At 59.6% G+C, this 25,273-nt stretch carries 24 protein-coding genes; 13 read left to right on the top strand and 11 right to left on the bottom strand.

Going from position 1 to position 25,273, the window contains the following annotated elements:
• The first annotated feature begins 19 nt into the window (after positions 1-19).
• The gene (gene arsN2, locus Q7W83_RS11510) at positions 20-487 is read left to right on the top strand and encodes an arsenic resistance N-acetyltransferase ArsN2 (protein WP_150639526.1); all 468 of its coding nucleotides are present in this window, start codon (positions 20-22) and stop codon (positions 485-487) included.
• A 96-nt stretch (positions 488-583) separates the two neighbouring features.
• Here the strand turns inward: arsN2 and arsA are convergent, their stop codons facing one another.
• The 4 genes from arsA to Q7W83_RS11490 all read right to left on the bottom strand — a co-directional run bounded on the left by arsA (position 584) and on the right by Q7W83_RS11490 (position 4,825).
• Positions 584-2,344 carry an arsenical pump-driving ATPase gene (gene arsA / locus Q7W83_RS11505; protein WP_458377273.1) on the bottom strand — a complete coding sequence of 587 codons (1,761 nt, stop codon included), beginning with the start codon at positions 2,342-2,344 and terminating at the stop codon, positions 584-586.
• A 210-nt stretch (positions 2,345-2,554) separates the two neighbouring features.
• A complete protein-coding gene (locus tag Q7W83_RS11500; RefSeq protein ID WP_150632649.1) occupies positions 2,555-3,031 on the bottom strand; it encodes a MarR family winged helix-turn-helix transcriptional regulator in 477 nt (158 codons plus the stop codon).
• 110 nt (positions 3,032-3,141) lie between these two features.
• The gene (locus Q7W83_RS11495) at positions 3,142-4,485 is read right to left on the bottom strand and encodes a spinster family MFS transporter (RefSeq protein WP_473656073.1); all 1,344 of its coding nucleotides are present in this window, start codon (positions 4,483-4,485) and stop codon (positions 3,142-3,144) included.
• A 106-nt stretch (positions 4,486-4,591) separates the two neighbouring features.
• On the bottom strand, positions 4,592-4,825 hold the full coding sequence (locus Q7W83_RS11490) for a hypothetical protein (RefSeq protein ID WP_150632648.1): 234 nt from the start codon (positions 4,823-4,825) through the stop codon (positions 4,592-4,594).
• On the opposite strand from Q7W83_RS11490, the gene Q7W83_RS11485 reads away from it, so the two are divergent.
• Complete coding sequence (locus Q7W83_RS11485) at positions 4,811-5,791, top strand: cupin domain-containing protein (RefSeq protein ID WP_458377275.1); 981 nt, start codon at positions 4,811-4,813, stop codon at positions 5,789-5,791. The genes Q7W83_RS11490 and Q7W83_RS11485 overlap by 15 nt on opposite strands.
• Before the next feature lie 17 nt (positions 5,792-5,808).
• On the opposite strand, the gene Q7W83_RS11480 is transcribed toward Q7W83_RS11485, so the two are convergent.
• From Q7W83_RS11480 to Q7W83_RS11450, 7 genes are all read right to left on the bottom strand, one after another.
• Positions 5,809-7,380 carry a methyl-accepting chemotaxis protein gene (locus tag Q7W83_RS11480; RefSeq protein WP_473656072.1) on the bottom strand — a complete coding sequence of 524 codons (1,572 nt, stop codon included), beginning with the start codon at positions 7,378-7,380 and terminating at the stop codon, positions 5,809-5,811.
• Between the two features lie 15 nt (positions 7,381-7,395).
• Positions 7,396-8,160, bottom strand: a complete 765-nt coding sequence (locus tag Q7W83_RS11475) for a class II aldolase/adducin family protein (RefSeq protein ID WP_150632646.1) — start codon at positions 8,158-8,160, stop codon at positions 7,396-7,398.
• 23 nt (positions 8,161-8,183) lie between these two features.
• Positions 8,184-9,170 carry a ketopantoate reductase family protein gene (locus Q7W83_RS11470; RefSeq protein ID WP_150639523.1) on the bottom strand — a complete coding sequence of 329 codons (987 nt, stop codon included), beginning with the start codon at positions 9,168-9,170 and terminating at the stop codon, positions 8,184-8,186.
• 75 nt (positions 9,171-9,245) lie between these two features.
• Entirely contained in the window at positions 9,246-10,040 is a 795-nt protein-coding gene (locus Q7W83_RS11465) for an ABC transporter ATP-binding protein (protein WP_178082315.1), read from the bottom strand.
• Positions 10,037-11,839 carry a branched-chain amino acid ABC transporter ATP-binding protein/permease gene (locus tag Q7W83_RS11460; protein ID WP_150632644.1) on the bottom strand — a complete coding sequence of 601 codons (1,803 nt, stop codon included), beginning with the start codon at positions 11,837-11,839 and terminating at the stop codon, positions 10,037-10,039. The genes Q7W83_RS11465 and Q7W83_RS11460 overlap by 4 nt, the downstream gene beginning before the upstream one ends.
• Positions 11,836-12,873 carry a branched-chain amino acid ABC transporter permease gene (locus tag Q7W83_RS11455; protein ID WP_150632643.1) on the bottom strand — a complete coding sequence of 346 codons (1,038 nt, stop codon included), beginning with the start codon at positions 12,871-12,873 and terminating at the stop codon, positions 11,836-11,838. Before Q7W83_RS11455 ends, Q7W83_RS11460 begins: the two co-directional genes overlap by 4 nt.
• Positions 12,874-12,979: 106 nt before the next feature.
• Positions 12,980-14,131, bottom strand: coding sequence for an ABC transporter substrate-binding protein (locus Q7W83_RS11450; protein ID WP_150632642.1), 1,152 nt, complete (start codon positions 14,129-14,131; stop codon positions 12,980-12,982).
• A 789-nt stretch (positions 14,132-14,920) separates the two neighbouring features.
• Between Q7W83_RS11450 and Q7W83_RS11445 the strand changes: the two genes are divergently transcribed.
• From Q7W83_RS11445 to Q7W83_RS11395, 11 genes are all read left to right on the top strand, one after another.
• Positions 14,921-16,033: an amidase gene (locus tag Q7W83_RS11445; RefSeq protein WP_150632641.1), complete on the top strand. Its 1,113-nt coding sequence runs from the start codon at positions 14,921-14,923 to the stop codon at positions 16,031-16,033.
• Positions 16,034-16,059: 26 nt separating this feature from the next.
• Positions 16,060-17,232 (top strand): acyl-CoA dehydrogenase family protein, encoded by a 1,173-nt coding sequence (locus tag Q7W83_RS11440; RefSeq protein WP_150632640.1) that lies wholly within the window; start codon positions 16,060-16,062, stop codon positions 17,230-17,232.
• A gap of 26 nt (positions 17,233-17,258) precedes the next feature.
• Positions 17,259-17,618, top strand: coding sequence for an IacB protein (locus Q7W83_RS11435; RefSeq protein WP_084317862.1), 360 nt, complete (start codon positions 17,259-17,261; stop codon positions 17,616-17,618).
• 16 nt (positions 17,619-17,634) lie between these two features.
• Positions 17,635-18,168 carry a nuclear transport factor 2 family protein gene (locus Q7W83_RS11430; RefSeq protein ID WP_150632639.1) on the top strand — a complete coding sequence of 178 codons (534 nt, stop codon included), beginning with the start codon at positions 17,635-17,637 and terminating at the stop codon, positions 18,166-18,168.
• A 53-nt stretch (positions 18,169-18,221) separates the two neighbouring features.
• The gene (locus Q7W83_RS11425) at positions 18,222-19,496 is read left to right on the top strand and encodes an aromatic ring-hydroxylating oxygenase subunit alpha (RefSeq protein WP_150632638.1); all 1,275 of its coding nucleotides are present in this window, start codon (positions 18,222-18,224) and stop codon (positions 19,494-19,496) included.
• Positions 19,497-19,511: 15 nt separating this feature from the next.
• On the top strand, positions 19,512-19,991 hold the full coding sequence (locus Q7W83_RS11420; protein ID WP_150632637.1) for an aromatic-ring-hydroxylating dioxygenase subunit beta: 480 nt from the start codon (positions 19,512-19,514) through the stop codon (positions 19,989-19,991).
• Between the two features lie 10 nt (positions 19,992-20,001).
• Positions 20,002-20,742 (top strand): SDR family NAD(P)-dependent oxidoreductase, encoded by a 741-nt coding sequence (locus Q7W83_RS11415; protein ID WP_150639518.1) that lies wholly within the window; start codon positions 20,002-20,004, stop codon positions 20,740-20,742.
• A gap of 79 nt (positions 20,743-20,821) precedes the next feature.
• On the top strand, positions 20,822-21,781 hold the full coding sequence (locus tag Q7W83_RS11410; RefSeq protein WP_150632635.1) for a PDR/VanB family oxidoreductase: 960 nt from the start codon (positions 20,822-20,824) through the stop codon (positions 21,779-21,781).
• A gap of 19 nt (positions 21,782-21,800) precedes the next feature.
• On the top strand, positions 21,801-22,301 hold the full coding sequence (locus tag Q7W83_RS11405; protein ID WP_150632634.1) for a flavin reductase: 501 nt from the start codon (positions 21,801-21,803) through the stop codon (positions 22,299-22,301).
• 225 nt (positions 22,302-22,526) lie between these two features.
• The gene (locus Q7W83_RS11400) at positions 22,527-23,804 is read left to right on the top strand and encodes an OprD family porin (RefSeq protein WP_150632633.1); all 1,278 of its coding nucleotides are present in this window, start codon (positions 22,527-22,529) and stop codon (positions 23,802-23,804) included.
• Positions 23,805-23,943: 139 nt separating this feature from the next.
• Entirely contained in the window at positions 23,944-25,125 is a 1,182-nt protein-coding gene (locus Q7W83_RS11395) for an alpha-hydroxy acid oxidase (RefSeq protein WP_150639517.1), read from the top strand.
• Positions 25,126-25,273 lie beyond the last annotated feature (148 nt).

Genomic DNA, 25,273 nt, shown 5'->3' with positions numbered 1-25,273 from the left:
GCCTATAAGAGCCCTGACGATGCAGATGATTAAAGTAGAAGCGAGCGGTTTGGATCAGCTCCGTGATTCGTTGAGTCAAGCCGGATTGCCCTTCGATGATGTGAGCGCGCCAGGGCGGCAGTTCTACCACTTCGACATAGACGGGAAACTGGTTGCTTATGGCGGGCTGGAGGGTACCGGTCACGATCTCCTGCTTCGCTCTCTGGTCGTTTGCGAGGAGCATCGTGGAGCGGGACTTGGTAAAACGGTATTGTCGAAACTGGAACAGTACGCGGTCTCCCAAGGCGCGGTCCGACTGCATTTGTTGACCCAAAGTGCTGCTGATTTCTTCGTAGCCAATGGGTACGAACTGCTTGATAGGGATAAGGCGCCTGTCGCAATTACCCACACAGCTCAGTTCAAGCATTTGTGCCCCTCATCAGCGAGCTACTTACGGAAAACGTTAAGTGCTCCCCTCTGTGCCGAGCGCCCCGTCGAAACGTGCTGAACACCTAATCGTTCATTTGTTCATCATGTTGCGATGATGTGCGTCGCTTTCCATCGATCTCCAGTAGAGACAGGGCGTCAAGCCGACACTGGCTCGTCAATCCAACAGGTGCTTTAGCGCAGCGACGCCAACAGGCGGCTCGGCTGTCCAGGGCACCACAATGACAGCATGGCGGGTTTGATCGGCTACTCGCGTCATCTGTTTTTGCTCGCTATCCAGGCGCGCTCGCAGCAGCGGGTCGGTGGTGTCTGTGGCCAATAGCGACTTATTGACCACCCATGCAAACGGTTCGATGCTGGCCCTGCGCAAGTCATCTTGCAGCGCTGCCGCCTGAGACACCGGTGTGGCTTCGGGCAGCGTCACGAGGAGGATTTTGGTGTAGTCAGCATCTTGCAGGCGCATTAATGGCGTGACGATGTGGTCCGAGGCTTGGCCTTTGAATTCCCTGACCATCTGACGGTGATAGGCGCCTGTGGCATCCATCAAAAGCAGCGAATGACCCGTGGGAGCGGTGTCCAGCACCACGAACGAGGTCCTGGCTTGAGAAACCACGCGGGAGAAAGCATGGAAGACGGCGACCTCTTCGGTGCAGGGCGAGCGCAGATCCTCAACGAGCAAGGCTATTTCATCTTCCGTCAGGGTCGAAGCGCGGGACGCTACGATCTTGTCGACGTATTTTTGGGTTTCGACCTTCGGGTCGATGCGGCCGACGCTGAGCCCTTTAACATCGGCGTTGAGGGTCATCGTCAGATGCGCCGCAGGATCCGTCGTGCTCAGATGAACGGACTTGCCGTGCTGCACCAGGCCAAGCGCGATAGCGGCGGCAATGGTTGTTTTGCCAACCCCCCCTTTGCCCATGACCAGGATCAACCCGCGTTCGTCATTCGCAAGCTCGGCAACCAGTTCCGAGAGTTTGTGATGTTCGAGGCGTGAGGGCTCGTGGGTGAAAGTGTTTGTTGGCCGAGTTAATTCCGGGGCAAGCAGCCCGCGTAGTGCCGGTAAGCCAACGGAATCCACAGCCTTGAGCGGAATGTAGTCGACTGCAAGCTGGCGCAGCGAAGCTGGCATCTCGTCGAGCGCCTGCTGGCCGATGGCTTCGATGGCGGCTGCAATCGGGTCATTCAAGTTGCTGCGTTTGAATACAGCGTTCACCACTAGACGTTGGTTTTCCAGACCCAATTCACGAAGCTCGTCAGAGGATCGCGCGGCCTCACCGAGCGCGCCTTTGTCCGGTCGAGCCACTAGCACGACGGTGGTCAGAGCTGGATTATTGAGCGCGGTCAGCGCCTGATTGAAAAGCTGCTCCTGCATTTTCAAACCCGAGTGCGGCCCCAGACATGACGCACCACGATCATTGCCTTTCAGAAATCCGCTCCACGCTTTTGGCAGGCTCAACAGCCTGAGCGTGTGTCCCGTAGGAGCGGTATCGAACACGACGTGGTCATAGTCCGCGCCGCCTTGAGACAGGAGATGGGAGAACTCATCGAAGGTTGCGATTTCGGTCGTGCATGCCCCCGAGAGTTGCTCGCGCACCAGAGCAATATCTTGGTCGCTGGCCTGAGGGCCCATTTGCTCGACCACTCGGGATCGGTAGTCGATGGCAGCGGTCCCGGGGTCGATGTTGAGCACGAACATTCCAGGCACGTCCGGCACCGCTACAGGCTGATTGCTCAGCTCGACACCGAGCATCTCATCAAGGTTCGAGGCGGCGTCTGTGCTAACCAGCAGCACTTTCTTGCCTGCATCAGCCAAGGCGATTGATACCGCTGTGGAGACCGACGTTTTGCCAACCCCGCCCTTGCCAGTGAAGAACAAATATTTGGTGGGCTGATCGAGCAGTTTGATGGTGGACTGCATGGGACGCTAACCTCCTCGTGGAGCACAACTGAGGCTCAGAGTTTAGACCGATGTGCAGCACCCCCGACTTTATCTTATGAATCAAGCGGAAACTTTTAGCCATCGAGTGACCGACCTTGGCCGTTTGCAGTACCTCACGAAAGGCCCAACTGCAAAACTCCTTTTTAGATATGCAGTTGCCGCCGGTGCCACAGCGTTGGTCGTCGCGGGTCAGTCTTCCGGCAGGTTATTGAATATTTTTTCCAGCGTTCCGTTCAGTTTGGTGATCTGGGCTTCAGTCAGACCTTTGAAACTGGTGCGGAAGATATCGCTGGTAGCGTGCTGGATTTCTTCAATGGTGTGGCGGCCGACATCGGTGAGTGAGACCTGAGTCACGCGTCCGTCGCTGGCGCTGGTGTTGGTTTCTACCAGGCCGTCGGCTTTCATGCGATAGACAATTTTGGTGATGGTCGAGAGCTTCGCGATCGCGTGGATGGAGATTTCCGAAATGCTCGACTCGCCATTTTCCTTGAGGATGAACAGAATCCTCCAGCGCGGTATGTCCATATCGATTTTTTTCAGCGCTTTCTCCATGGCCATGGAGTAGCGTCCGTGCAGGCGAGCCAGCCAGTAGAAGGGAAACTCTTCCTTCTTGAAGTCTTCGCTGGCGGGGTTGTATCGGCTCAGGCGCTTTTTCGGGGTGGTCATAAAGGTTGGCGTAGTCTTTCAGGTGAGCGGGTTTGATAGCGGGCGTCATTGTCGCGCCACCCGCGGCAAAAAACCAGCAGACACGCCGTAGCGTGCCTCCGGTAAGGACGTCAGGCCAGGCCTTCGTGTTTGAGGCTCTCACGGAAGTGACGGCACCCCTTGATCAGCAAGAGCAGGGTGAGTGCGACGGCGAAGGCATTGAGCAGGGAAATCGATGAGCCGACCATGGCCGGATTGTGGAATAACCGGTCGGTGAGCAGCGCGACCAGCGTGGTACCAAGACCCAGGCCGATCAGATTGGAAATCAGCAGGAACAGCGCGCTGATCTGCGCTCGCATCTGATTCGGCGGCAGGATTTGCATGGCCGCGGTCGAGGCCGGCATTGGGAACGAAGCGAAGAACATCGCCGGTGCCAGCAACGCCACGGACATCCACAGTTCGCTGACCTGGGTGAACGCGATGGCGGGCACGGCCATGCCGATTGCCCCGATGACTCCCGCACGGATCGGCGCATCGCTGTAGCCTTTTTTCGCCAGCCAGTCGATCAGCCAACCGCCACAAAACACGCCACTGGTATTGGCCAGCAGCACCACGATCCCGAGCATGTAGCCGGTATCGCTGGGGGCGAGGCCGAATTTGCGCATATAGAAGGCCGGGGTCCAGCTAAGCATGCAGAACAGCGTCATCGCGTAGAACGAAAACCCCAAGTAGTGGCAGAAAAAGGTCTTGCGGTGCTCTGCCAGGAACTTGAATGCCTGCTTCATGCTGGGCGCATGGACCTTTCCCTCCGCATCCAGCTTCAAGCCCTTGCGAGCCGGGTCGCGAATGGTCAGGGCAATCAGCAGGGCAACGAGAATGCCCGGCAGTCCCACCAGAAAAAACGTCACTTGCCATGGCCGCATTTCGCCTAGCAGGGGTACCGCGACACTGTCGAGGTTCTTCAGCAAGTCGATGACGTAGCCGCCAATCAGAAAGGCCACGCCGCCACCGATGAATGAGCCGATCGAGTAGATCGCCACGGCGCGCCCGAGTTTTTCCCGGGGGAACATATCGCTGAGCATCGAATAGGTGGCCGGCGACAGCGCCGCTTCACCAATCCCGACGCCGATGCGCGCCATAAACATCTGCAGGAAGTTTTTGCTCACCCCGCACAGGGCTGTCGCCAGGCTCCAGAACGCAATGCCGATGGCGATGATTTTCGGGCGGGAAAATTTGTCCGCCAGCAGCGCGATGGGCATGCCCATGAAGGCATAGAACAGGGAGAAAGCCAGGCCGTGCAACAGGCTGAACTGGGTGTCGGATAGCTGCATGTCGTGTTTGATCGGCTCGATCATCAACGCCAGGATTTGACGATCAATGAACGAAAAAATATAGGCCAGCATGCAAACGGCAACGACATACCATTCGTAGGCATAGCTTTTACGGGTGACCTCGGTCGGTGTTTTGCTGGTCATGCTGTTTGGCCCCTTCAGGGTTGGCAATCAGTCAGTCGGCGGCAGCGGTTTGCAGTTGGGTGTATTGGTGACGCCGTCGTTACCCGAGCGCCTTGCCCTGGTGCGTTTATTGGTTTTGTTGTGCGGTTCCAGGTTGCCAATGGCTTGGCATGTGTGTGTTGCAGGACCTTTTTAAGCCCTTGTTTGCCTTGACTCTATGCACCAGGCGCAGAGGCTGTTCCGGGCGCGCAGAAAGCGTTTGCGTGGCGTGAAAATTGCTTTCCATTTCCACTAAATTATCGATGTGCCTGCGGGCAACGGTGTCATTTTCTGGAGGTGCTTCAGCATGTTCGATCAACATTCTTCGCTCCGTCATCATTGCCTTCTGAGTTCCGGCGGGTTTGGTGAGGTCAAGGATCGGGTCAGTCACTATCTGTGGCCCCACCAGATGAAAATGCAGCAGGGCGGGGCCCTTCAATCGCAGCTGTACGGCGTGTTTTTCGGCAGCTCGGCGTTGTTCGATCTGCACTACGGTGCACCGGTGGAAATCGACGCTGGCGATATCAGTGACTACTACCTGATTCGGGTCACTCTGGAAGGCAGCGGTATGGTCAGCCTGGGCAAGCAGAGTGCGATTTTGCGCAAGGGCGGGCTGACCATTTCTTCGCCTTCCGAGCGCAGTTCCATCCGTATCGACAAGGACTGCCGCAACCTGATTTTGCGCGTCGATCGCCAAGCCCTCGAGCGTCAACTGCAAGTGTTGCTCAACCGGCGTTTACGTCAGCCGTTGGTGTTCGACATTCAGGTCGACGCCGAGCATCAGGGCATGGCGACGGTAAGGACCACCCTGGATTACATCTGCCAGCTCTATGGCGACACCCGCCAGGCGCTGCTGATCTCGACCATGGGTGTGAGCCTGTCGGACTATCTGCTGTCGGTGCTGCTGACCCAGTTGCCGCACAATTATTCGGTCGATCTGTTGCAAGACCAGCGCCAACCAATGCCCCACCACGTCAAGAAGGCCCGTGACTACATCGAACAGCACCTGGCCGAACCGATTGCGCTGGCGAGCCTGGCGCAGTTCTGCGACGTGTCGATCCGCACCTTGCAAAATGGCTTCACGCGCTTTCTTCAGCAAACCCCAAGCGACTATGTCCGCACACGTCGGCTGGCGTTGGTTCACGTAGCCCTGCAACAGGCCGGACCGACCGACAGCGTGACGGATATCCTCTTGCGTCACGGGGTTGCCAGTTTCGGTCATTTCGCCATGCAGTACCGCAAACAGTACGGCTGTCTGCCTTCCGAGACCCTGCGACGTCAGGCCTGATGCGGAGGATGAATCGCTCAGCCCTGTAGAAAGCGCTGGGCCAGGTCGAGTTGGGAGTTGGCCAGTTGATGCAGCTCCTCGCCAATCTGGGTGCTGCGTCGGGACTGATCGCTGCTGGTTTGCGCCAGGTTCACGATCTGGGAAATCTGCCCATTGATCTCTTGCGCGACTTGACCTTGCTGTTCGATGGCCGAGGCCATTTGCAAGCTCATGCCGGAGATCTGTCCGACTTCCTCGCAGATGCGCCGCAATGCGGTTTGGACTTGCGATACGTCTTCGCGTGATTCCCGCGCGGCCGATTCGCCGCGTTGCGCGGTGGCGAGGGCGAGGGCGCTGCCGTCACGCAACTGCTCGATCGAACGTTGGATTTGTTCAGTGGATTCGCGGGTGCGGGTTGCGAGGCTGCGTACTTCATCGGCGACCACTGCGAAACCGCGTCCGGTCTCGCCGGCGCGGGCCGCTTCGATGGCCGCGTTCAGCGCCAGCAAATTGGTCTGCTCGGCAATGCTGCGAATCACATGCGCGACGCCGCTGATGGATTCGATCGATTCCGCAAGGCGGCTGACGGCCTGGCCAATTTCCTCGACCGAGGTGCACAGGCCGGTCATCGAGCGCTGGCTTTGCCCGGACATCCGGTCACCATCGCGAGCCAGGCGATCGACGGCTTGGGTAGCTTCGGCCGCGTGTTGCAGGTTGCGCGACAGTTCCTGGATCGTGGCGCTCATTTGATGGACGGCCGCGGCGGACTGCTCGGCTTCTTCGAGTTGTCGTTGCAAGTGCCCGGACTGGGTCTGCACCAATGTCGACGATTCTTGCGCGCGTTGACGCACGGTCTCGCCGTTGATCCGGATACGCGCCATGACCGTGCGCATCCGTGTGTTCTGGCTATTGAGGGCCATGTCAAAACGGCTGGCGAGGCTGGCGCTGCCCTCCTGAAGCGGGGCGAGCAAGGCGTCGCTGTAGACCTGATCGTGCCGGGCCATGATCCGGCGGACGTCCGCCTGTTGTCTGGCTCGCCATTGCCAGCTCGCGGCGAGGACTCCGCCGAGCACCAGCAGGCCCGGTGCCAGGTCGATCTGTCCAACAGCCATTGCGCCCGTGACGCCAAGTCCCACTAACCAGGCGATACCCTGGCTGCTGGCGTGTTCCTGCATGCGGCGGGCAAAAGTCAGCGGGCCGTGACCGTCATTCAAGCGTCGATAGAGTTTTTCCGCTCGCAGGCTTTGGGCGGTGTCCATCGGGTGATATGCCGTGCCCAGCGCATTCAGCTGACCGCCCTCCAGCAGTGGTACCACATAGAGATTGCACCAGAACGTCGTGCCCTGTTTATCGCGACCCATCATGGGCGCTGTCCAGGGCACACCGCTGCGCAAGGTCTCCCACATACGATCAATCACTCGCTTGGGCATCAGCGGATGATTGATCAGCTCGTGCGGCTGGTTCAGCAGCTCCTCTCGGGCGTAACCGCTGAGCGCCACATAGGCATCGTTGCAGGCCATCAGGTGGCCGCGAGTATCCAGGCGCGAGATCGGTATTTCCGGCTGCGCCGCCACGATGGCCGACGGCGTGTATTCCTTTGACTTAGCCACTGAACGCTCCCGCGATTACCAGCATTGGCCGCGCTCGGCGCGCATTTTGCGAACCATGGCGTCGAAAAATTTCACAGCGAAGCCGCTGTCCCGAATGAGCATGGCCGTGAGTTCGGCACACTTCTGGCTGATCGCTTCAGGCAGCGGATTGTCCTCACCGCCGAGAGCGCCGGCCTGGCACTGGATTTCGGCGGCGCGCTGCACGGTCCACAGCAGGAAGAACGCCTTGGCAATGCTGCTTTCGCCGACGGCAATGCCGTGATTGCGCAGCACCAGGATGTGCTTGTCGCCAAGGCTGTCGATCATCCGTGCTTTTTCGTCATCGAACAGCGTGATGCCTTCGAAGGTGTGGTAACCGATCCGTCCGTAGAGTTGTGCGCCGTAAAAGTCGTTATGGGCAAAACCGGCCTTCTTCATGACGATGGCCGAAATCGGCGTGGTGTGCGTATGGATCAGGCACTGAATGTCCGAACGGGCGCCGTGCACCGCGCTGTGCAGGGCGAAACCGGCAGGGTTGCCGTCATAGGGCGAGTCCTCGAGCTTTTTGCCGTGCAGGTCGACCTTGAGCAGGTTTTGCGGTGTCACTTCGGTGTAATTGAGGCCGAACGGGTTGACCAGATAATGGTGCGCCGGGCCGGGCAGGCGTGCGGAAATATGGTTGAAGATCGTCTCGGTCCAGCCGAAGAAATCCACCAGGTGGTAGCAGTGCGCAAGTTGCACGCGCAGTGCCCATTCTTCGTCGCTGTACGCCTGCGGTTTTGTCATTGGGGTGTGGTCCATGTCGGAGTCCTTGTCGTAGTGATTCAGTGACGGGCCTGTTCGCCGCGAAAGCGTGCCAGGGCAATGAGGTGTCGAGTAACGGGCATCGGGATCGCCATGCCATCGGCCAACTCCAGCACGGCGTCGCCGATGGCGGCCAACTCCAGAGGGCGACCTTTCTCATAGTCCTGCAGCATCGACGTGCGCACGGCACCCATGCCGGCGCCGAGTTCGAGAAAGGTCCGTGGATCGATGCTTACGCGCGCGCCGTATGCGGCGGCCGTCAGCAAGGCTTCGTGCAGGCAACTGCTGACCAGGTCGCGTAACTCCGGCAGGCTGTAAAGCTGATCAAGCGTCGCGCCGGTAATCACTGAGAGCGGGTTGGAGGTGAGGTTGGCGATGATCTTGGTCCACAGATTGTCGCGGATGCGGTCGGTGGCCCGTGCTTCGATACCGACACTTTCGATCAATGCGCGCACGCGCTCCAGGCGGGGGCTGAGGCGGTTGTCAGGCTCACCGAAAATCATCAGGTGCGGGGTGTTCGATTCAGCCACGGCGTTAGCCGGGCAGTGCGCGGTGATGAACACCACGCAGCCGATCACGTGGCGCAGGTCCAGGGCCTGGTTGAGCGTCGACTGCGGATCAACCGCGTTCACCCGTTGCCCGTCGTAGCGTCCACCTTCACCGTGGAAGTACCACCACGGCACGCCGTTGATCACCGGGATCACCACCGTCTCGGCGCCGATCATCGGTTGCAGTTGCGGCAGCAGGCTGGCCAGCGCTTGTGCCTTGGTGCAGAGGAATATCAGGTCTTGCTCGCCAAGGCTCGCAGCGTCGTCGCTGGCCTCGACTTGCACATGATGATGACCGTCCAGATCGGACAAGTGGATGCCGTCACGGCGGATGGCGGTCAGGGTTTCACCTCGGGCCAGTACGTTGACCGTATGGCCGTTACCCGCGAGACGGGCTGCGAGGGTGCAGCCGATGGCACCGGCGCCGGCGATGCCGATGCGCAAGGGGGAAGCGTTCATCGTGACTCCGGATGTTCAGAAGAGCCTGGGAAGGCCGGCCCCGGCGCCGTTAAGGGCGTCGGGGCAGGGCGGTGGTCAGTTGGCGAGCATTTCCTGGTGCTTGCTGGCCAGCCCGAGATAGGCTTCGATCACGCGGGGGTCATCAGCCAGTTGCTGCGCCGGGCCCTGCATGGCGATCTGGCCGGTTTCCAGCACATAGGCGTAATCGGCCACCCGCAGGGCGGCACGCGCGTTCTGCTCGACCAGCAGGATCGATACCCCTTGCTCCCGCAGCGCCGTAATGATGCGGAAGATCTCCCGGGTAATCAGCGGCGCCAGGCCCAGGCTTGGCTCGTCGAGCATCAGCAGCTTGGGCTTGGCCATCAGCGCCCGGCCCACGGCGAGCATCTGCCGTTCACCGCCGGACAACGTCGCCGCCAATTGCTCGCGGCGTTCCCACAGGCGCGGGAACAGTTCATAGATTTCGCCAAGCGTTTCGCTGTAGCGACGGTCGCCCCGGCGATGGCGTTGAAAAGCGCCGAGCAGCAAGTTGTCGGCCACGCTCATGCTGGTGAACAATTCGCGTTTTTCCGGCACCAGGCCCAGGCCCCGCGAGACCATCACTTCCACTTCCGGCAAGGTTTCCAGGCTGCCGTCGAAATGCACCTGACCCCGGGAGCCAAGCACGCCCATGATGGCCGAGAGCAGGGTGGTTTTGCCGGCGCCGTTGGGGCCGATCACCGTCACAATCTGACCCTTGCCGACGGTCAGGCTGGCGTCGCTCAGCGCTTCAACCTTGCCGTAGGCCACACTCAGGCCTTTGATCTCCAGCACGGCGTCGTCAACCTGGTTGCGCGGTGCGAGGTGCGGTTCCACTTGCATGTTCATCATTCAACTCCTCCCAGATAGGCTTCCAGCACGGCCGGATCCTTCTGTACATCTTCGGGCAGGCCCTGGGCGATCCGTTGACCGAACTCCATGACCACCACGCGATCGACCAGGCCCATGACGAAGTCCATGTCGTGCTCGACCAGCAGAATCGCCATGCCTTCGGAGCGCAGGCGGCTGAGCAGAATGCCAAGGGCTTCCTTTTCTTTCAGGCGCAGGCCAGCGGCGGGTTCGTCGAGCAGCAGCAGGCAAGGATCGGCGCACAAGGCGCGGGCGATTTCCAGAATCCGCTGTTGGCCGAGTGCCAGGCTCCCGGCCTCTTCATACAAGTAATCGCCCAGGCCTACACGTTCCAGCTGACGCCGGGCTTCGCCGAGCAGTTCGGCTTCCTCGCGACGATCCAGGTGCAGAGCCGCCGACAGCACACCTTGCTGGCCACGCAAATGCGCGCCAATGGCGACGTTCTCCAACACACTCATGTTGCCCAGCAGTTTCACGTGCTGAAAGGTGCGGCTCATACCCATGCGCGCGACTTGCCGCGAGTTCAGCCCGTTGATCTTTTGACCCATGAACAGCACTTCGCCGCTGCTCGGTGTATCGACGCCGGAGAGCTGGTTGAACATGGTGCTTTTGCCGGCACCGTTGGGGCCGATCAGCGCGAGGATTTCACCTGAGCGGATTTCCAGGCTCATGTCGTTGTTGGCCACCAGTCCGCCGAAGCGCTTGGTCACATTGCGCGCTTCAAGGATCAGCTCGCCATGTTCGGGCAGTTGCCGACGGGGCAGGGGTGCCGCTTTGGCGTCGACATTCCGGACCTTGGCGCGGACCCTGAAGCGGACCGGTATCAGGCGCGTCAGCAAAGGCCAAAGACCACCCGGTGCACGCTGCATAAGCACCACGATCAGGATGCCGAATACGATGATTTCGTAGTTGCCGGTGTTACCCAGCAAGTGCGGCAACCAGTCCTGCAGCCATTGCTTGAGCAGGGTCAGGATGCCCGCGCCGAGCAGGGCGCCCCACACGCTGCCGACCCCGCCGATCAGGGCCATGAACAGGTAATCGATGCCCATGTTCAGGCCGAAGGGTGTCGGGTTGACGAAGCGTTGGGTGTGCGCATAAAGCCAGCCGGAAATGGCTGCGAACACCGCAGAGATGACGAAGATCACCATCTTCGAGCGGAAGGTGTTGACCCCCATCGACTCGGCCATGACCTGACCGCCCTTGAGTGCGCGAATGGCGCGGCCTTCGCGAGAATTCAGGAGGTTCTGGGTGATGACGATCGCCAGTAGCAGCAGGGCCCAGATCAGGTAGAAAATGTTTTCGCCCTTATCCAGTTTCAGGCCGAACAACGAAATCGATGGCAAGCCGCCGACGCCGGTATGGCCGCCCAGGGATTCCAGCGTGCCAAACAGGTAGTACAGCGAAAGGCCCCAGGCAATTGTTCCCAGCGGCAGGTAATGCCCAGACAACTTGAGCGTCAGGGCACCGAGGATCAGTGCCACTGACGCAGTGAGCGCCACACCCACCAGCAGCGTCAGCCACGGTGACGTCCCGGCCCACGCCAGCCAGGCTGGCAATTGCTCGGTGGTGGTCAGGTAGGCAGAAGTGTAGGCCCCCAGCCCGACGAACGCGGCCTGACCGAAACTGGTCATGCCGCCGACACCCGTGAGCAGCACCAGCCCCAAGACGACCATGGCGTACATGCCGATGTAATTGAGCAGGGTGACGTAGTACGGCGGCAACAGCAGCGGCGCAACGCCCACCACCAGCAACAGGGCAAGCAACAGATAGCGCGAATTCATTCTTCTTCCTCCACATGACGACTGGTGAACGAACGCCACAGCAGGAACGGAATAATCAGTGTGAACACGATGATCTCTTTGTAGGTACTGGCCCAGAACATCGAGAAGGCTTCGATCAAGCCCACCGCCAGGGCGCCGAGTGCGGCGACCGGATAGCTCACCAGTCCGCCGATGATCGCGCCGACAAAGCCTTTGAGGCTGATGACAAAACCAGAGTCGAAATACAGGGTGGTGATCGGGGCGATCAGGATCCCCGACAGCGTGCCGATCAGCGCTGCGAGCAGGAAGGTCGACTTGCCGGCGAGGGTCGGCGAGATGCCCATCAGCCTCGCCCCCATGCGGTTAACCGCGGTGGCACGCAGGGCTTTGCCATACAGCGTGCGCTCGAAGAACAGATACAGTCCGACGATCAGCCCCAGGGACACGGCCAACACCCAGAGTGTCTGGCTGTTGAACGTGACCGGACCCAGCTCCAGGCCGGCTTCGGAGAATGGTTGCGTGCGTGCGCCTTCGGGACCGAACAGCAACAGGGCGATACCGACCATGCTCACGTGCACGGCGATCGACACAATCAGCAAGACCAGTGAGCTGGCCGAGGCGATCGGCTGGAACACCAGTCGGTAGATTTGCGGCCCCAGCGGAACCACCAGCGCCAGCGTCAACAAGGCCTGGACTGCCATCGGCAATTCGGCCAACGGCAAGGTGTTGATCAGCACTGCCAGCAGGCCGGCATAGCCCAGCTTGAAGAGAATGCGCACGGGGAACCGAAAGGCCTGGCTTGAACGTGCCGCGCCCCAGACATCGAGAGCGCAGTCGATCAGCGTCAGGCCGAGCAGCAGCCAGACCAGAGCAGTCGGGTGACCGCTCTGCAACGTGGCCATGGTCAAGGCGCCGTAGGTCACGAATTCACCCTGGGGGATCAACAGGATCCGGGTCACGGTGAACACCAGGAGGATCGACAAGGCCAACAGCGCATAGATCGCGCCGTTGGTCATGCCGTCCTGGCCCAGCAGCATGGCTATCTGGAAATTCATAATGAGAGCTCTTTTCTACAGATTGAATATCAGGCCCGCTTGCCGGCGCAGGTTGGCTCGCCGGCAAGCGGGCAGGACGCGCAGTGGTTGTGCGCCCGGGTTTCGATCAGTTGTCGTGCAACAACATCCAGTTGCCGTTCTTCACCACGATCAATTCGCGCCCGCGCTCGTCGAAGCCGCTGTGGTCCTGCGGCGTCATGTTGTAAACGCCTTGGGTGCCGGCCAGTTCGTGGCTTTGCTCAAGCGCATCACGCAGGGCCGCACGAAATTCAGGCGTGCCCGGTGCTGCTTTTTTGGCTGCAATCGGAATCGCCTGCTGCAGCAGCAGACCGGCATCGAAGGTGTTCCCGCCGAAGGTCGCCGGCTTGCTGCCGTTGAGCTTTTCGTAGGCCGTGGTGTAGTCGCTGGCGATTTTCTTCGAAGGATGGCTGTCGGGGATTTCATCCAGTACCAGCATCAGGCTGGCCGCCAGAATGGTGCCCTCGACCTTCTTGCCGCCCAACTTGAGGAAGTCTTGCAGCGCCGCGCCGTGGGTCTGGTAGACCTGGCCGCGATAGCCTTGATCGAACAGGGTGGTCTGCGGCATCACCGCCGAACTGCCCGGCGCTGCGACCAGCACGGCATCGGGGCGGGTGGCGAGAATTTTCAGGCTCTGCCCGGTGACCGAGGTGTCCTGGCGCTGGAAGCGCTCGTTGGCCACGACCTTGATGTTCTGCTGCGCTGCCAGACCGGCCATGACTTTGGCCCAGTTCTCGCCATAAGGGTCGCCGGTGCCGATGAAGCCGAGGGTCTTCACGCCTTTCTTGGCCATGTGTTCGAACAGCGCCTTGGCGATCAGGTCATCGTTCTGCGTGGTCTTGAATACCCATTTCTTCTGTTCGGTCATCGGTAGTACCACCGCAGCGGTACCCACCGGTGCCAGCAATGGCACGCCTGCCTCGGCGACAAACTGGATCACGCCCATGGCGTTGGGCGAGCCGCTCGGGCCGATGATGGCATCGACATTTTCTTCGTCGATCAGCTTCTTCAGCGCCTTCACCGTAGCGGTCGGGTCGCTCGCATCATCCAGAGAAATGTACTTCACCACCTGGTCGCCGGCCTGGGTCGGCAGCAACGGCACGGTGTTTTTCTGTGGTAGCCCGACCAGTGCGATCGGCCCGGTGGAGGAGGTAATGACACCGACTTTCACATCCGCCTGCGCAGCGGCGGCGCAGGCGGCACTCAACAACAACGTGGACACGGCTTTTCTGAAAAGCATGACTTTCTCCGAAGAGTTGCAACGCTGCAAAAGGCTAATGGCCAGCCGCCCCGACCACGACGTGGTGCGAGTACGGCCCAAGGTACGGCCCTGTTTTAGTTATCGAACTGCGGCGGCACCCCAGGTCTGTTACCGAGCCATCAGGGTGCCGCTCGACCATGAGTGATCGGTCGAAGGCGAAGAGGGCAAAAGCAGATTGCATGCCAGAAATTTTTCAGTGCATGGCAGAAAGCCGTTACTGCGATGCCTGATGCGAACGCTTCGAGGCGGTCCGGCCAAGGTGATCCGAAGGACCGGCAGAGGGGCATTTGACGGGCGGGAAAAACCCGCAGCACGCCATATCAAACAAGGCTTTGATCTGGATCAAGGAAGCCCTCGAATGGCCAAAAACCAGCTGACAAAAAACTCAAAAAACAGTGATTTTTTAGACTGTTTTTAACTGCCGTTTTTCGGCTGATTTATTTTTTACTGATTGCCATTCCAGAGAGCCTCCTGCTCAACATTTTTCCAAATGTTTCGCTGCATTTTGTTTGTGATGAATTCATAAAATATTGATTTATAAAGAAATAATATCAAATAACGGTGTTTTTTCGTTTTGGCGGCAGTGTTACCAAACTGCACGTCGTTGGTGCGGAAAAGGAAAATCTGCACCGAAAATACACACTCTTTTATTTGGTAAAATTCAATTGACATTTCACGTAAATATTACGATTTTAGATTTAAGCGTTTTCCACGGCCATGGTGCCGAGGTCATCCGTTCTGGTGACACATAACGAGCAGGTAAAGAGCATGTCGATCGTTGTTGAGGATTTAGCCTTGGGAGGGAATGGCCTTTCGGTCATGGTGAAAGACACCATCGACATCGCCGGCTATCCGACCCGCGCTTCAAGCAGCGCCCTGGCCGATGCGCCGGCGGCCGGCGAACATGCACACGTGGTTCAGTCTGTTCTGAAGGCGGGTTGCCAGATCACTGGTAAAACCAGCCTGCATGAATTGGCATTCGGCACCACCGGCCTCAACGCGTGGACCGGCACGGCGTCCAATCCGCGTTATCCGGGCTATATACCGGGCGGCTCTTCCAGTGGTTCGGCAGCTGCGGTGGCGGCAGGCCTTTGCGACTTTGCGCTCGGCACCGATACCGGCGGTTCGGTACGGATTCCAGCGGCGTGCTGTGGTGTATTCGGTCTCAAGCCAACCTTCGGTCGTGTCAGCCGTCAGGGTGTGATGCCTGCGCGCAGTACCCTTGATTGCGTAGGCCCTCTGGCACTGGATATCGATCGCTTGATTGAAGCGATGCGCGTCATTGATCCCACGTTCACTTCCGTCCCGGTGCCTGAGCATCTTGCTATCGGCGTTGTCGCGGTAGAGGCCAACGAACAGATCCATTCGGTGGTGAACCAGGCGCTGGGTCGTTCGCGCTTCAAGCTGCTTGAGCAAACGCTGCCTGGCATGGCCGCAGCGTATGGCGCCGGCATGGTGATCATCAACGCCGAAACCTGGGCTGCGTGTGGTCATCTTCTGCAAACCGGTCGGGTTGGCAACGATGTCGCCGACCGTCTGCGCGCCGCCAGTCTGACCTCGGCCGAGTCCGTTGAAGAGGCCGAAATCATCCGCCGCGCGTTTATCGCAGAAGTGGACGCAGCCTTGGCCATCACGCCGATTCTGGCCATGCCGACCATGCCCGACTTTCCCTTGCTGGTCGCCGATGCGGCCGACACTCGCGCTGCCCTGGGCATGACATCCCTGGTGCGCGCTTTCAACCTTTCCGGTCATCCGGCTCTGAGCATTCCTCTGGAAAGTGCTTCGGGGCTTCCGGTCGGCCTTCAACTCATTGCCGCCCACGGCGCGGACGAACTGCTGTGCGCAGTCGCCCGCGAATTGGTCCGGCGCCTGGAAGAGTAATCGTGATGCTTACTATGGAGAAACCCATGACTGCGCCAAGCGAGCTGAATCACCAGCGCTGCGTGCCGATCACGGCGAATGAAGCGTTTCAGAAACTGCTGGTCGAGATTCGTGCGCGTGCTCGGAACGAAGAATTCGACCAACAAAAATTCATCTCGCAGGACGTTATCGAGCAGTTCCGCAAGCTCGGTGTCTATCGGGCGCTGGTGCCAAAACGCTTCGGCGGAGACGAGCGTTCGCCGGCCGAGTTTTGCCAGATGGTGGAAGATATCTCCATCGCTGATGGCTCCGCCGGTTGGGTCGCCAGCTTCGGCATGAGCCCGGTTTACCTGGCAGCGCTGCCACTGGAAACCATCAAGAAAATCTATGCCGACTCGCCTGACGTTGTGTTCGCCGGCGGGATCTTCCCTCCGCAGCCTGCGTCGTTTGTTGAAGGTGGCCTGGAGGTCAACGGGCGCTGGAAGTTTTCCAGCGGTTGCATGGGCGCGTCGCTGATCGGCGTCGGCATCAGCCCGAAAAACGGCGAGATGCTCGGCCTGCCACGGCTGGCGGTGATGCCTCGGGAAAAGGTCCGGATCGAGGAAACCTGGAACGTCGTCGGCCTGGTCGGCACCGGCAGCCATGACGTCGTCGTCGAAGGCGTGGTGGTGCCGGAGGAGTGGACCTTCGTTCGCGGCGGTCCATCGAATCTTGACGAGCCGTTCTTCCGCTATCCGTCACTGTCGTTTGCCACGCAGGTGTTGTCCGTGGTCGGCCTGGGCGTTGCCCGCGCGGCACTTGATGAGTTGAGCGGCATGGCCAGTGGCCGAATCTCCGTGACCGGTGCTCCATCGTTGTCCGATCGGCCGCTGGCCCAGGTCGAGATGGCCAAGGCCGAAGCGTCGCTGCGCGCTGCACGTTCGTGGTTCTACCAGTCCATCGACGATGCCTGGACCAGCGTTCTGGCCGGCGACCCGGTGAGTGTCGAGCAGACCAATATGCTGCGCTTGTCCTCGACTCACGCCACGCGCGTCGCGGCCGATGTCGCGCGCACCGCGCAAATGCTGTCGGGCATGAGCGGGGTATACCGCACCAGTCCGCTGTCGCGTTTCGTCAACGACACCCAAGTCATTACCCAGCACGCCTTCATGGGCGATATGACCTACCAGAACGCCGGCGCGATCTTCTTCGGCAATAAACCGCTGCCTGGCTACCTGTAATTTTTTCCTACTGATTGGTGAACCCCATGACCGATAAAAAAGCCCTGCGAGTTCTGTTCTGCATCGGCATCAACCAAAACTTTTTCGATGCTCCGCGTCCTGAAGCGCTGGAAGTCTGGGCCGCGTTCGGCGCCATGTGGAACGGCATCGCCGACCTGCCAGGCGTCACCGTGCTGGGCAACATGGACGACGATCAAAGCATGGTCGGCCCGTCCGCCGGCTGGCCCTGGACGACTTACCTGCTGGCCGATGTACCCGACATCGAAACCGTCCACGCCGCCTGCAATCTGTTTCGAACCACGGATGTCGGCAATGGCCCATACAAGCTCTGGAAGTATTGCAAGGTCGAGGCCCGTACCGGTCGCGAACTGATCATCCAGCGCTGAGTCGAGAGAAGTCGCCATGTCATCACAAGAGCATTTGCGCGCACTGGAACAGCGTCTCGAGCAGCTGGAAAGCGAGAACGCGATCCGCGCCTGCATGAATCGCTACATGTTTTTGTGCGACGAGCTGGGCGTGGATTCCCCGCTCGAGGAACTGGCCGGGTTGTTCACCGAGCAGGCGGTCTGGGAAGGCAAGGGTGCCAAGTACCAGAACAGCTTTGGCGGTTACCAGGGGCGTGAGGCGATCAAAGCGATGTTCGCGACCTACATGGTTGAACCGGCGCACTTTTCTCTGAACGTGCACTTCCTGACCTCGGAACTGATCCGGGTCAGCGGTGAGACCGCAGATGCCAGTTGGGTGATGTTGCAGACTTCGACCTTTGCCTCGGGTGCCTCGCACCTCAACAGCGCCCGCCTGACCGTGCGGTTCGCCCAGGAACAAGGGCAGTGGCGCATGGCGCATTTTCAGACCGAGAACCTGTTCAGCCGACCGGTAGACACCTGGAACAGCGCCGCGCACCTGCCCGTACCCGGTCAGTCCGGCCAGTCCTGAAAGTAACACCCAGAATTCTTAGAGTCGGCGAACAATGCCGACGAGGAGTGATCGTGAGTAACCTGATAGACACCGTAACGCTCGACGCCAGTCCTTCCGACCTGGTCCTGCATGACCGCGTTCACACGTCGCTGTACACCGACGGCAAGATCTTCGATCAGGAGCTGGACAAGATTTTCTACAGCACCTGGATCTGGGTCGCTCACGCCAGTGAGATTCCGGAGTCCGGCAGCTACAAGAGCACCTATATCGGCAAGCAGCCGGTGATCGTCGTGCGCGACCGCAAGAAAGAAGTGCATGTGTTGCTCAACCGCTGCCGCCATCGTGGCGCGACGGTGTGCGAACACAAGAAAGGCAAGACCAACAGTTTTGTCTGCCCTTATCATGGCTGGAGCTACGCGCTGGATGGCAGCTTGCGCGGTGTGCCGCACCCGGAAAGCTACGCCGATTGCCTGGACAAGGGCGAACTGCCTTTGGTCAGCCTGCGTGTCGAGCAATACAACGGCATGATCTTCGCCACCTTCAAGGATGACATTGAGCCCCTCGCCGATTTCCTCGGCCCGGCCAAGAAGTGGATCGATCTGTTCATGAAGCAGGGCGCCGGTTACCCGGTCAAAGTGGGCGGTGAGCACCGCTTCCGCTTCCCTGGCAACTGGAAGATCCAGCTGGAAAACACCACCGACGCCTACCACTTCCCGCTGGTACACAAGTCGTTCCTGTCGTCCGTGGATGAGCAGACCCTGGAGCTGTTCGACTTCGTCGAAGGGCCGGGCTATGTCGAAGACCTCGGCAACGGTCACAGCGTGATGGTGATGATTCCTGACCTGGTCGACCTGGAAGCCAACCTCGACTTGCCGATCCCTGAGCGTTTCGAAGACCTGGCCGCGCAGTTGCGCGCCGAAGGCCAGGACGAAGCATCGGTCCGTCGCATCGTGCGCGCGGTCGGCGGTTCGGGCTTCAACCTCAACCTGTTCCCGAACATCGCCTGTTCCATGGCGTTCTTCCGGGTGCTGCAACCGATCGCGGTGAACGAAACCGAAATCCATCACGCCGTCATCACCATGGACGGTGGCCCGGCCGTGGCCAACCGTTATCGCCTGCGTCTGCATGAGCACTTCCAGGGGCCGATGGGTTTTGGTACTCCGGACGATTCCGAAGCCTGGGAGCGCGTACAGCGCGGCGCCAGTGCCGGCACCGATCTGTGGATCATGCTCAACCGCGGCTTGCCGGGTGAAAAGGAATCCGAAGACGGGCGGGTGAGCGATGTGAGCGCCGAGACCGGCATGCGCGCTGGTTACCAGCAGTGGAAAAAGATGATGTCGGCCTGAGTGACGGAGAACACCATGAACAACCTGCAATTGCTCAACCAAGTCAGCGCTTTCATCTGGCAGGAAGCGGACATGCTCGACCACGGCGATTTCGTCGAATGGCTCGATTTGTGGACCGAGAACGCGACCTACATCATCCCGATCGATCCGCTGGAAACCGACTTCGAGAACACCCTGAACTACGCCTATGACGACCACCACATGCGTCAGTTGCGTGTCACCCGATTGACCAGCGGCGAATCGATTTCGACCACCCCGCGAGCGCGCACTGTGCGCAGTCAGTCGCGCTTTCGCGTGCTGTCGGATGAAGACGGAATTGTCACCGTACGCTGTGCGCAGAATCTGCGTGAGTTCCGCAAGGATGTGCTCAAGCAGTACACCGCCGATGTCACGTTTGAACTGGTGCGTAGCGGTGACAGTTTCAAGATTCAGCGCAAGTTGATTCAGCTGATCAACTCCACCGATACCCTCGCCGGTATCGGCTACATCCTCTGAGGACGTTGCCATGACACAGGTTGCATTGGTCACCGGCGCGGCCCAGGGGCTGGGCAAAAGCATTGCCGAGCAATTGCTGAACGCCGGCTATCGGGTCGTGATCAGCGACCGTTCGCTGGAATCGGCACAGGCCACGGCCACTGAACTCGATGCCACAGGCGAACGGGTCCTGGCGCTCAAGCTCGATGTGTCGAGTAAGGCTGATTTCGAAGACGCGCTGGCGGCCGTCGTGGCGCATTGGGGTGAATTGCAGGTGGTGGTGAACAACGCCGCGATGACCATGACCACACCGGTGATGCAGATCAGCCCGGAAGAGTTCGACCGTGTTGTGAGCGTCAATCAGCGCGGCACTTTTGTCGGCTGCCAAGTGTTCGGCAGCTATCTGGCGGCCCGGGGGTACGGGAGGATCATCAACATGGCTTCCCTGGCCGGGCAGAACGGCGGCACCGCGACCGGCGCGCATTACGCCGCGTCCAAGGGCGCGATCATTACCTTGACCAAGATCTTCGCCAAGGAGCTGGCGGCGTCCGGTGTCACGGTCAACGCCATCGCCCCGGGCCCTATCGAGTCGCCGGCGGTGCGCGCCGCCGTGCCGCCCGAGCGCCTGGAAAAACTGATCGAGGCGATCCCGGTCAAGCAATTGGGCAACGCCGCGTTCATCGGCAAGCTGATCGTGCAACTGGCCAGCGAAGACGCCTACTTCACCACCGGGGCGACCTGGGACGTGAACGGCGGGATCTTCATGCGCTGAGTCCACGGTTACACGGTTTGAAATAGCAGTCGGGGGTGCCCAGATGTGCCCCCTTACAACGAAATCGGGATGGTCCTGTATGAGCGATCAATTATTGAAAGTCGTCGTGCGCAAGCGCGAAGAACAGGGCGAAGGTGTTGTCGTACTGGATCTGAGTGATCCTGCGGGACAGCCTTTGCCCGCCTTCGAGGCGGGCGCGCATGTCGATATTCACCTCAAGACCGGTCTGGTCCGCCAGTATTCGCTGTGCGGTGATCCGGCCAACGCAGGTGCCTATCGCCTGGGCGTACTCAAGGATCCCGCCTCGCGTGGCGGTTCGGTGGCGGTGCATGAACTGCTGCAGGAAGGTCGCGAAATCGAGATCAGCCTGCCGCGCAATCACTTTCCGCTGGCCAGCGATGCCAGGCGTTCGATACTGATCGGCGGCGGTATCGGCATCACCCCGATGGTGGCCATGGCCTACGCGCTGAATGCCCGCGACAGCGATTTCGAACTGCATTATTGCGGTCGTTCGCGCAGCCGCAGCGCCTTTCTCGAGGAGCTGGGTAACGCTGCGTTTGCGTCGCGGTTGAACACCCACTTTGACGACGAAGCCGCCGAACAGAAACTCGACCTGCCAACAGTGCTGGGCACGCCACAAGCCGGCGTACACGTGTATGTCTGCGGGCCGGCCGGTTTCATGGACTGGGTCATTGCCCAGGCCCTGGAAGCGGGGTACGCCGATGATCATGTGCACCGCGAATACTTCCAGGTCGAAGTCGACGCTTCGGGTGCCGGTTTCGAAGTGGTCGCTCAGCGCAGCGGCAAGACCGTACAGGTTGCCGAAGGCCAGAGCATCGTCGATGCGCTGACTGCCGTGGGCATCAAGATTGAAGTGTCGTGTGAGCAAGGCGTTTGCGGCACGTGCTTGTGCGACGTCATCGAAGGCGAACCGGATCATCGCGACGTCTATCTCACGGATGACGAAAAATCTGCCAATGACCAGATTCTGGTGTGCTGTTCCCGGGCCAAGTCCAAGAAGCTGGTGCTGGATATCTGATAGACCGGAGGGTAAGACCATGGTCGATACAACTGGATTTCGTAACTCAATGGCAATGCTTGGTGGCGCGGTTTCGGTCATCACCACCGATGGCCCTGCGGGGCGTTTCGGGTTTACCGCTTCGGCGGTGTGCAGCGTGACCGACCAGCCACCGACGCTGTTGGTGTGCATGAATCGCTCGTCGTTTTCCAACGTGCATTTCAAGAGCAACGGTGTGCTGAGCGTCAACGTGCTGACCCCTGGTCATCAGGAGGTATCGGGGGCTTTTTCCAACCGCAATCTCGATACCGAACAGCGCTTTTCCTGCGCATCCTGGAGCACGCTGGAAAGCGGTGCGCCGCTGCTTGATGAGTCACTGGTCAGTTTCGACTGCCGCATCGCCCAGGCCCATGAAGTGGGATCGCACACGATTTTCTATTGCGAGGTGCTGGGTATTCGTAATGGCGACAGCCAGGAAGGCCTGGTGTATTTCAATCGTGCCTACCACCGTCTGGGGGATGCCTCTAAAGCAACTTCCTGATGTGGGTTTGCCCAAAAAAACGATAAGACTTTTCCTGATCGTTGAGTGTTTAAAATAAATATAAAGCGGTTTTCGCTGTTCTGGCGAACGGCTGCGTTACGACTTTTTTGCAGTAAGTGGTTATAAAAACAATACTGCGGATTGACTGCCAAAGTTGCACTTTTGCTGAATTGATCTGCTTCCACTAGTCGTGCCTATGTGCATGTAAAAAAGAAGGAAAGTTTGATGTTCCAGAAGAGCTGGGTAAACCGTGGCATCACCACCGCGGCCGTAATGGGGATCTTCACACCTATCGTTGCGCAAGCCGATTTCGTAGACGACAGCCAAGTCAGTCTGGGAATGCGCAACTTCTACATCGACCGCGATTTCAAACAGCATGATGCGCCGCAATCGCGGATCGGCAGTTGGACCCAAGGCTTCGATTTTCGCGCGATCTCGGGTTACACCGAAGGCACGCTGCAGTTTGGCCTGGACCTCTCGGCGCAGTACGCCTATCGCCTGGATGGCGGCGGTGGCCGGGGTCCGGACAGCATCATTCCGTACGACACCAGCAAGGGCGAACAAGTCCGGGACTATGGCCGTGCGGCGCTGACCGGGAAGGTTCGTTACAACAAAACCGAACTCAAGGTTGGTGAACTTCGCCCGACGTTGCCGGTGGCTTACATCGACGATTCGCGGCAATTAATCACCACCTATCACGGTGTGCAGCTCGAATCGAAGGAAGTGGATAACCTGACACTGACCGGTGGCCGTTTTACCGAAATCAGTTCCCGGGAATCTTCCAATACCGAGAAGATGTATTTGTTCAATGGACCTAACGTTAAACGTCGCAGTGACGGTTTGAACTTTGGTGGCGCCACGTATGCGTTTACGCCGAACTTGTCCGGTACTTATTTCTTTGGTCAGCTGGAAGATATCTACAAACAACACTACCTGGGTTTGACTTATAACCACGATCTGGGGGGCGGTTACGGCGTGAAGACCGACCTCCGTTACTTCAATAACAGCGAGGACGGCAAGGCGTTATACGGCGACATCGACAACAAGTCCTACGGGATCATGACGACCCTGAAGAAGGGTGCCCATGCGTTCGGTGTCGGCTATCAGCGCATGCTTGGCGAGTCGACATTCCCGACGCTCAACGGCTATGCGCCGCAGCCGTACCTGGTGAACTGGTCGACAGTGGCGTTCGTCAAGCCGAACGAAAGCTCCTGGCAATTGCGGTATGACTACAACTTCGCGGGCATTGGTTTGCCGGGTCTGAAATTGATGACGCGTTACATGCGCGGCACGGGTGTCGACCGGGGCAACAATGCCCTCGACCAAAACGTCGAAAGCGAACGCAACATCGTGCTTGGCTATGTGGTGCAAAGCGGTCCGCTCAAAGATGTGGGTTTCGAATGGCGCCGCATTGACGTCAAGACGCGCTATGGCAATGGCAGTGCATCGGGTGCGGATTATCAGGAGAACCGCCTGATCACCACCTACACCTGGAAGTTCTGAAATCCTCCGGGAGCCGTTCGCGGCTTCCGGGTTGCCCGCGCATCGGGCAAAGGTTTTCAACACTGGTTTTCCTTCGCCCGGATCGCTCCTTCCGGGCTTTTTTTCGCAGCGGTTTTTATCCGCCCTACGAGGATGACCTATGCGTCGTTTCTATACCGGTTCCGACTTGAATCGTGTGCACAGCATTGCCGAACTGGCCGACATGGCCCGGCGACGCGTGCCTTACTTCGTCTGGGAATACCTCAGCGGCGGGGCGGAAGCCGAACTGACGCTCAAGGACAATCTTGACGCGTTCAGTGCTTATGGCCTGCACGCCAGAGCCATGGTGCCCTGCCATGCGCCCGACACGTCTCGCGCGTTGTTCGGCAAGGTGCTGTCAATGCCGATGCTGATCGGGCCGACGGGCTACAACGGTCTGTTGCACCGCGATGCCGACATTCACTTGGCCAGGGCTGCAACGGCACGTGGTTTGCCGTTCAGCCTGAGCACCGCGTCCAACACTTCACTTGAAGCCCTCGTTGCGGCGGCGCCTGGTGTCGACCTGTGGTTTCAGCTGTACGCCATGCGCGATCCGGCGGTGCAAAAAAGCCTCTTGCAGCGCGCCGCCGCTGTCGGGTGCCGGACGCTGGTGTTGACCTGTGATGCGATGGTGCTAGGCAATCGCGAGTGGGACCGACGCAGTTTCGCCAGGCCGCGTCAGCTGACATGGCGCAACAAGTTTGACGTTGTCCGTCACCCGCGTTGGCTCAAGCAAGTGATGTGGCCATCGGGGCTGCCCGGCATGGGTAACCTTGAACCTTACTTGCCGCCAAGCGAGCGCAATCCCTTGGGATCAATGGCGTTCATCGGCAAGCAGATGGACACCTTGCTCGACTGGGACATGCTGGCGCGTTTGCGTGATCAATGGGGCGAGCGGCTGTTGCTCAAGGGCGTGTTGCATCCGGCCGATGTGGAACGCGCCGTCGTCCTCGGGCTCGACGGTGTGGTGGTGTCCAATCACGGCGGCCGCCAACTGGACGGCGCCCTTGGCAGCCTCGATGCACTGGCGGCCATCGCGCCCCAGGCGAAAGGCAAACTCAGTCTGCTGCTGGATGGCGGGGTCCGGCGTGGCAGTGACATCGTCAAAGCGCTCGCGCTCGGGGCCGATGCCGTGCTGCTGGGGCGCTCCACCCTTTACGGCGTGGCGGTGGCAGGTGAAGACGGTGCTGGCCGGGCGCTGGACGTATTGACGGAAGAACTGACGCGGACCATGAACCTGATGGGCTGCACCCACCTGAACCACCTTGACGGCGACAGTGTGTTCGAGCGACGACGCGCCTGAGCAATTGTGGGAGTGAGCTTGCTCCCACACTGATTGTGGTCGCACTCGACCTGTTTATTGCGTTGCAGAATCGGAATGACGCTTGCGCGTTTCGGGCAGTGGCTCGCCGGGGCCGTTGTTAGGATCGAGGCTCTTCTACAGGAGTGCT

The sequence above is a fragment of the Pseudomonas sp. 300 genome, assembly GCF_055803035.1.
Note: the sequence above shows the minus strand (reverse complement) of the source record. Positions and strands in the feature narration are given on the sequence as shown.

Coding starts and splice junctions, on each gene's coding strand:
- arsN2 (WP_150639526.1), top strand. CDS start 20: ATGCAGATGATTAAAGTAGAAGCGAGCGGTTTGGATCAGCTCCGTGAT.
- arsA (WP_458377273.1), bottom strand. CDS start 2,344: ATGCAGTCCACCATCAAACTGCTCGATCAGCCCACCAAATATTTGTTC.
- Q7W83_RS11500 (WP_150632649.1), bottom strand. CDS start 3,031: ATGACCACCCCGAAAAAGCGCCTGAGCCGATACAACCCCGCCAGCGAA.
- Q7W83_RS11495 (WP_473656073.1), bottom strand. CDS start 4,485: ATGACCAGCAAAACACCGACCGAGGTCACCCGTAAAAGCTATGCCTAC.
- Q7W83_RS11485 (WP_458377275.1), top strand. CDS start 4,811: ATGTTCGATCAACATTCTTCGCTCCGTCATCATTGCCTTCTGAGTTCC.
- Q7W83_RS11490 (WP_150632648.1), bottom strand. CDS start 4,825: ATGTTGATCGAACATGCTGAAGCACCTCCAGAAAATGACACCGTTGCC.
- Q7W83_RS11475 (WP_150632646.1), bottom strand. CDS start 8,160: ATGGACCACACCCCAATGACAAAACCGCAGGCGTACAGCGACGAAGAA.
- Q7W83_RS11470 (WP_150639523.1), bottom strand. CDS start 9,170: ATGAACGCTTCCCCCTTGCGCATCGGCATCGCCGGCGCCGGTGCCATC.
- Q7W83_RS11465 (WP_178082315.1), bottom strand. CDS start 10,040: ATGATGAACATGCAAGTGGAACCGCACCTCGCACCGCGCAACCAGGTT.
- Q7W83_RS11460 (WP_150632644.1), bottom strand. CDS start 11,839: ATGAATTCGCGCTATCTGTTGCTTGCCCTGTTGCTGGTGGTGGGCGTT.
- Q7W83_RS11455 (WP_150632643.1), bottom strand. CDS start 12,873: ATGAATTTCCAGATAGCCATGCTGCTGGGCCAGGACGGCATGACCAAC.
- Q7W83_RS11450 (WP_150632642.1), bottom strand. CDS start 14,131: ATGCTTTTCAGAAAAGCCGTGTCCACGTTGTTGTTGAGTGCCGCCTGC.
- Q7W83_RS11445 (WP_150632641.1), top strand. CDS start 14,921: ATGTCGATCGTTGTTGAGGATTTAGCCTTGGGAGGGAATGGCCTTTCG.
- Q7W83_RS11440 (WP_150632640.1), top strand. CDS start 16,060: ATGACTGCGCCAAGCGAGCTGAATCACCAGCGCTGCGTGCCGATCACG.
- Q7W83_RS11435 (WP_084317862.1), top strand. CDS start 17,259: ATGACCGATAAAAAAGCCCTGCGAGTTCTGTTCTGCATCGGCATCAAC.
- Q7W83_RS11430 (WP_150632639.1), top strand. CDS start 17,635: ATGTCATCACAAGAGCATTTGCGCGCACTGGAACAGCGTCTCGAGCAG.
- Q7W83_RS11420 (WP_150632637.1), top strand. CDS start 19,512: ATGAACAACCTGCAATTGCTCAACCAAGTCAGCGCTTTCATCTGGCAG.
- Q7W83_RS11415 (WP_150639518.1), top strand. CDS start 20,002: ATGACACAGGTTGCATTGGTCACCGGCGCGGCCCAGGGGCTGGGCAAA.
- Q7W83_RS11410 (WP_150632635.1), top strand. CDS start 20,822: ATGAGCGATCAATTATTGAAAGTCGTCGTGCGCAAGCGCGAAGAACAG.
- Q7W83_RS11405 (WP_150632634.1), top strand. CDS start 21,801: ATGGTCGATACAACTGGATTTCGTAACTCAATGGCAATGCTTGGTGGC.
- Q7W83_RS11400 (WP_150632633.1), top strand. CDS start 22,527: ATGTTCCAGAAGAGCTGGGTAAACCGTGGCATCACCACCGCGGCCGTA.
- Q7W83_RS11395 (WP_150639517.1), top strand. CDS start 23,944: ATGCGTCGTTTCTATACCGGTTCCGACTTGAATCGTGTGCACAGCATT.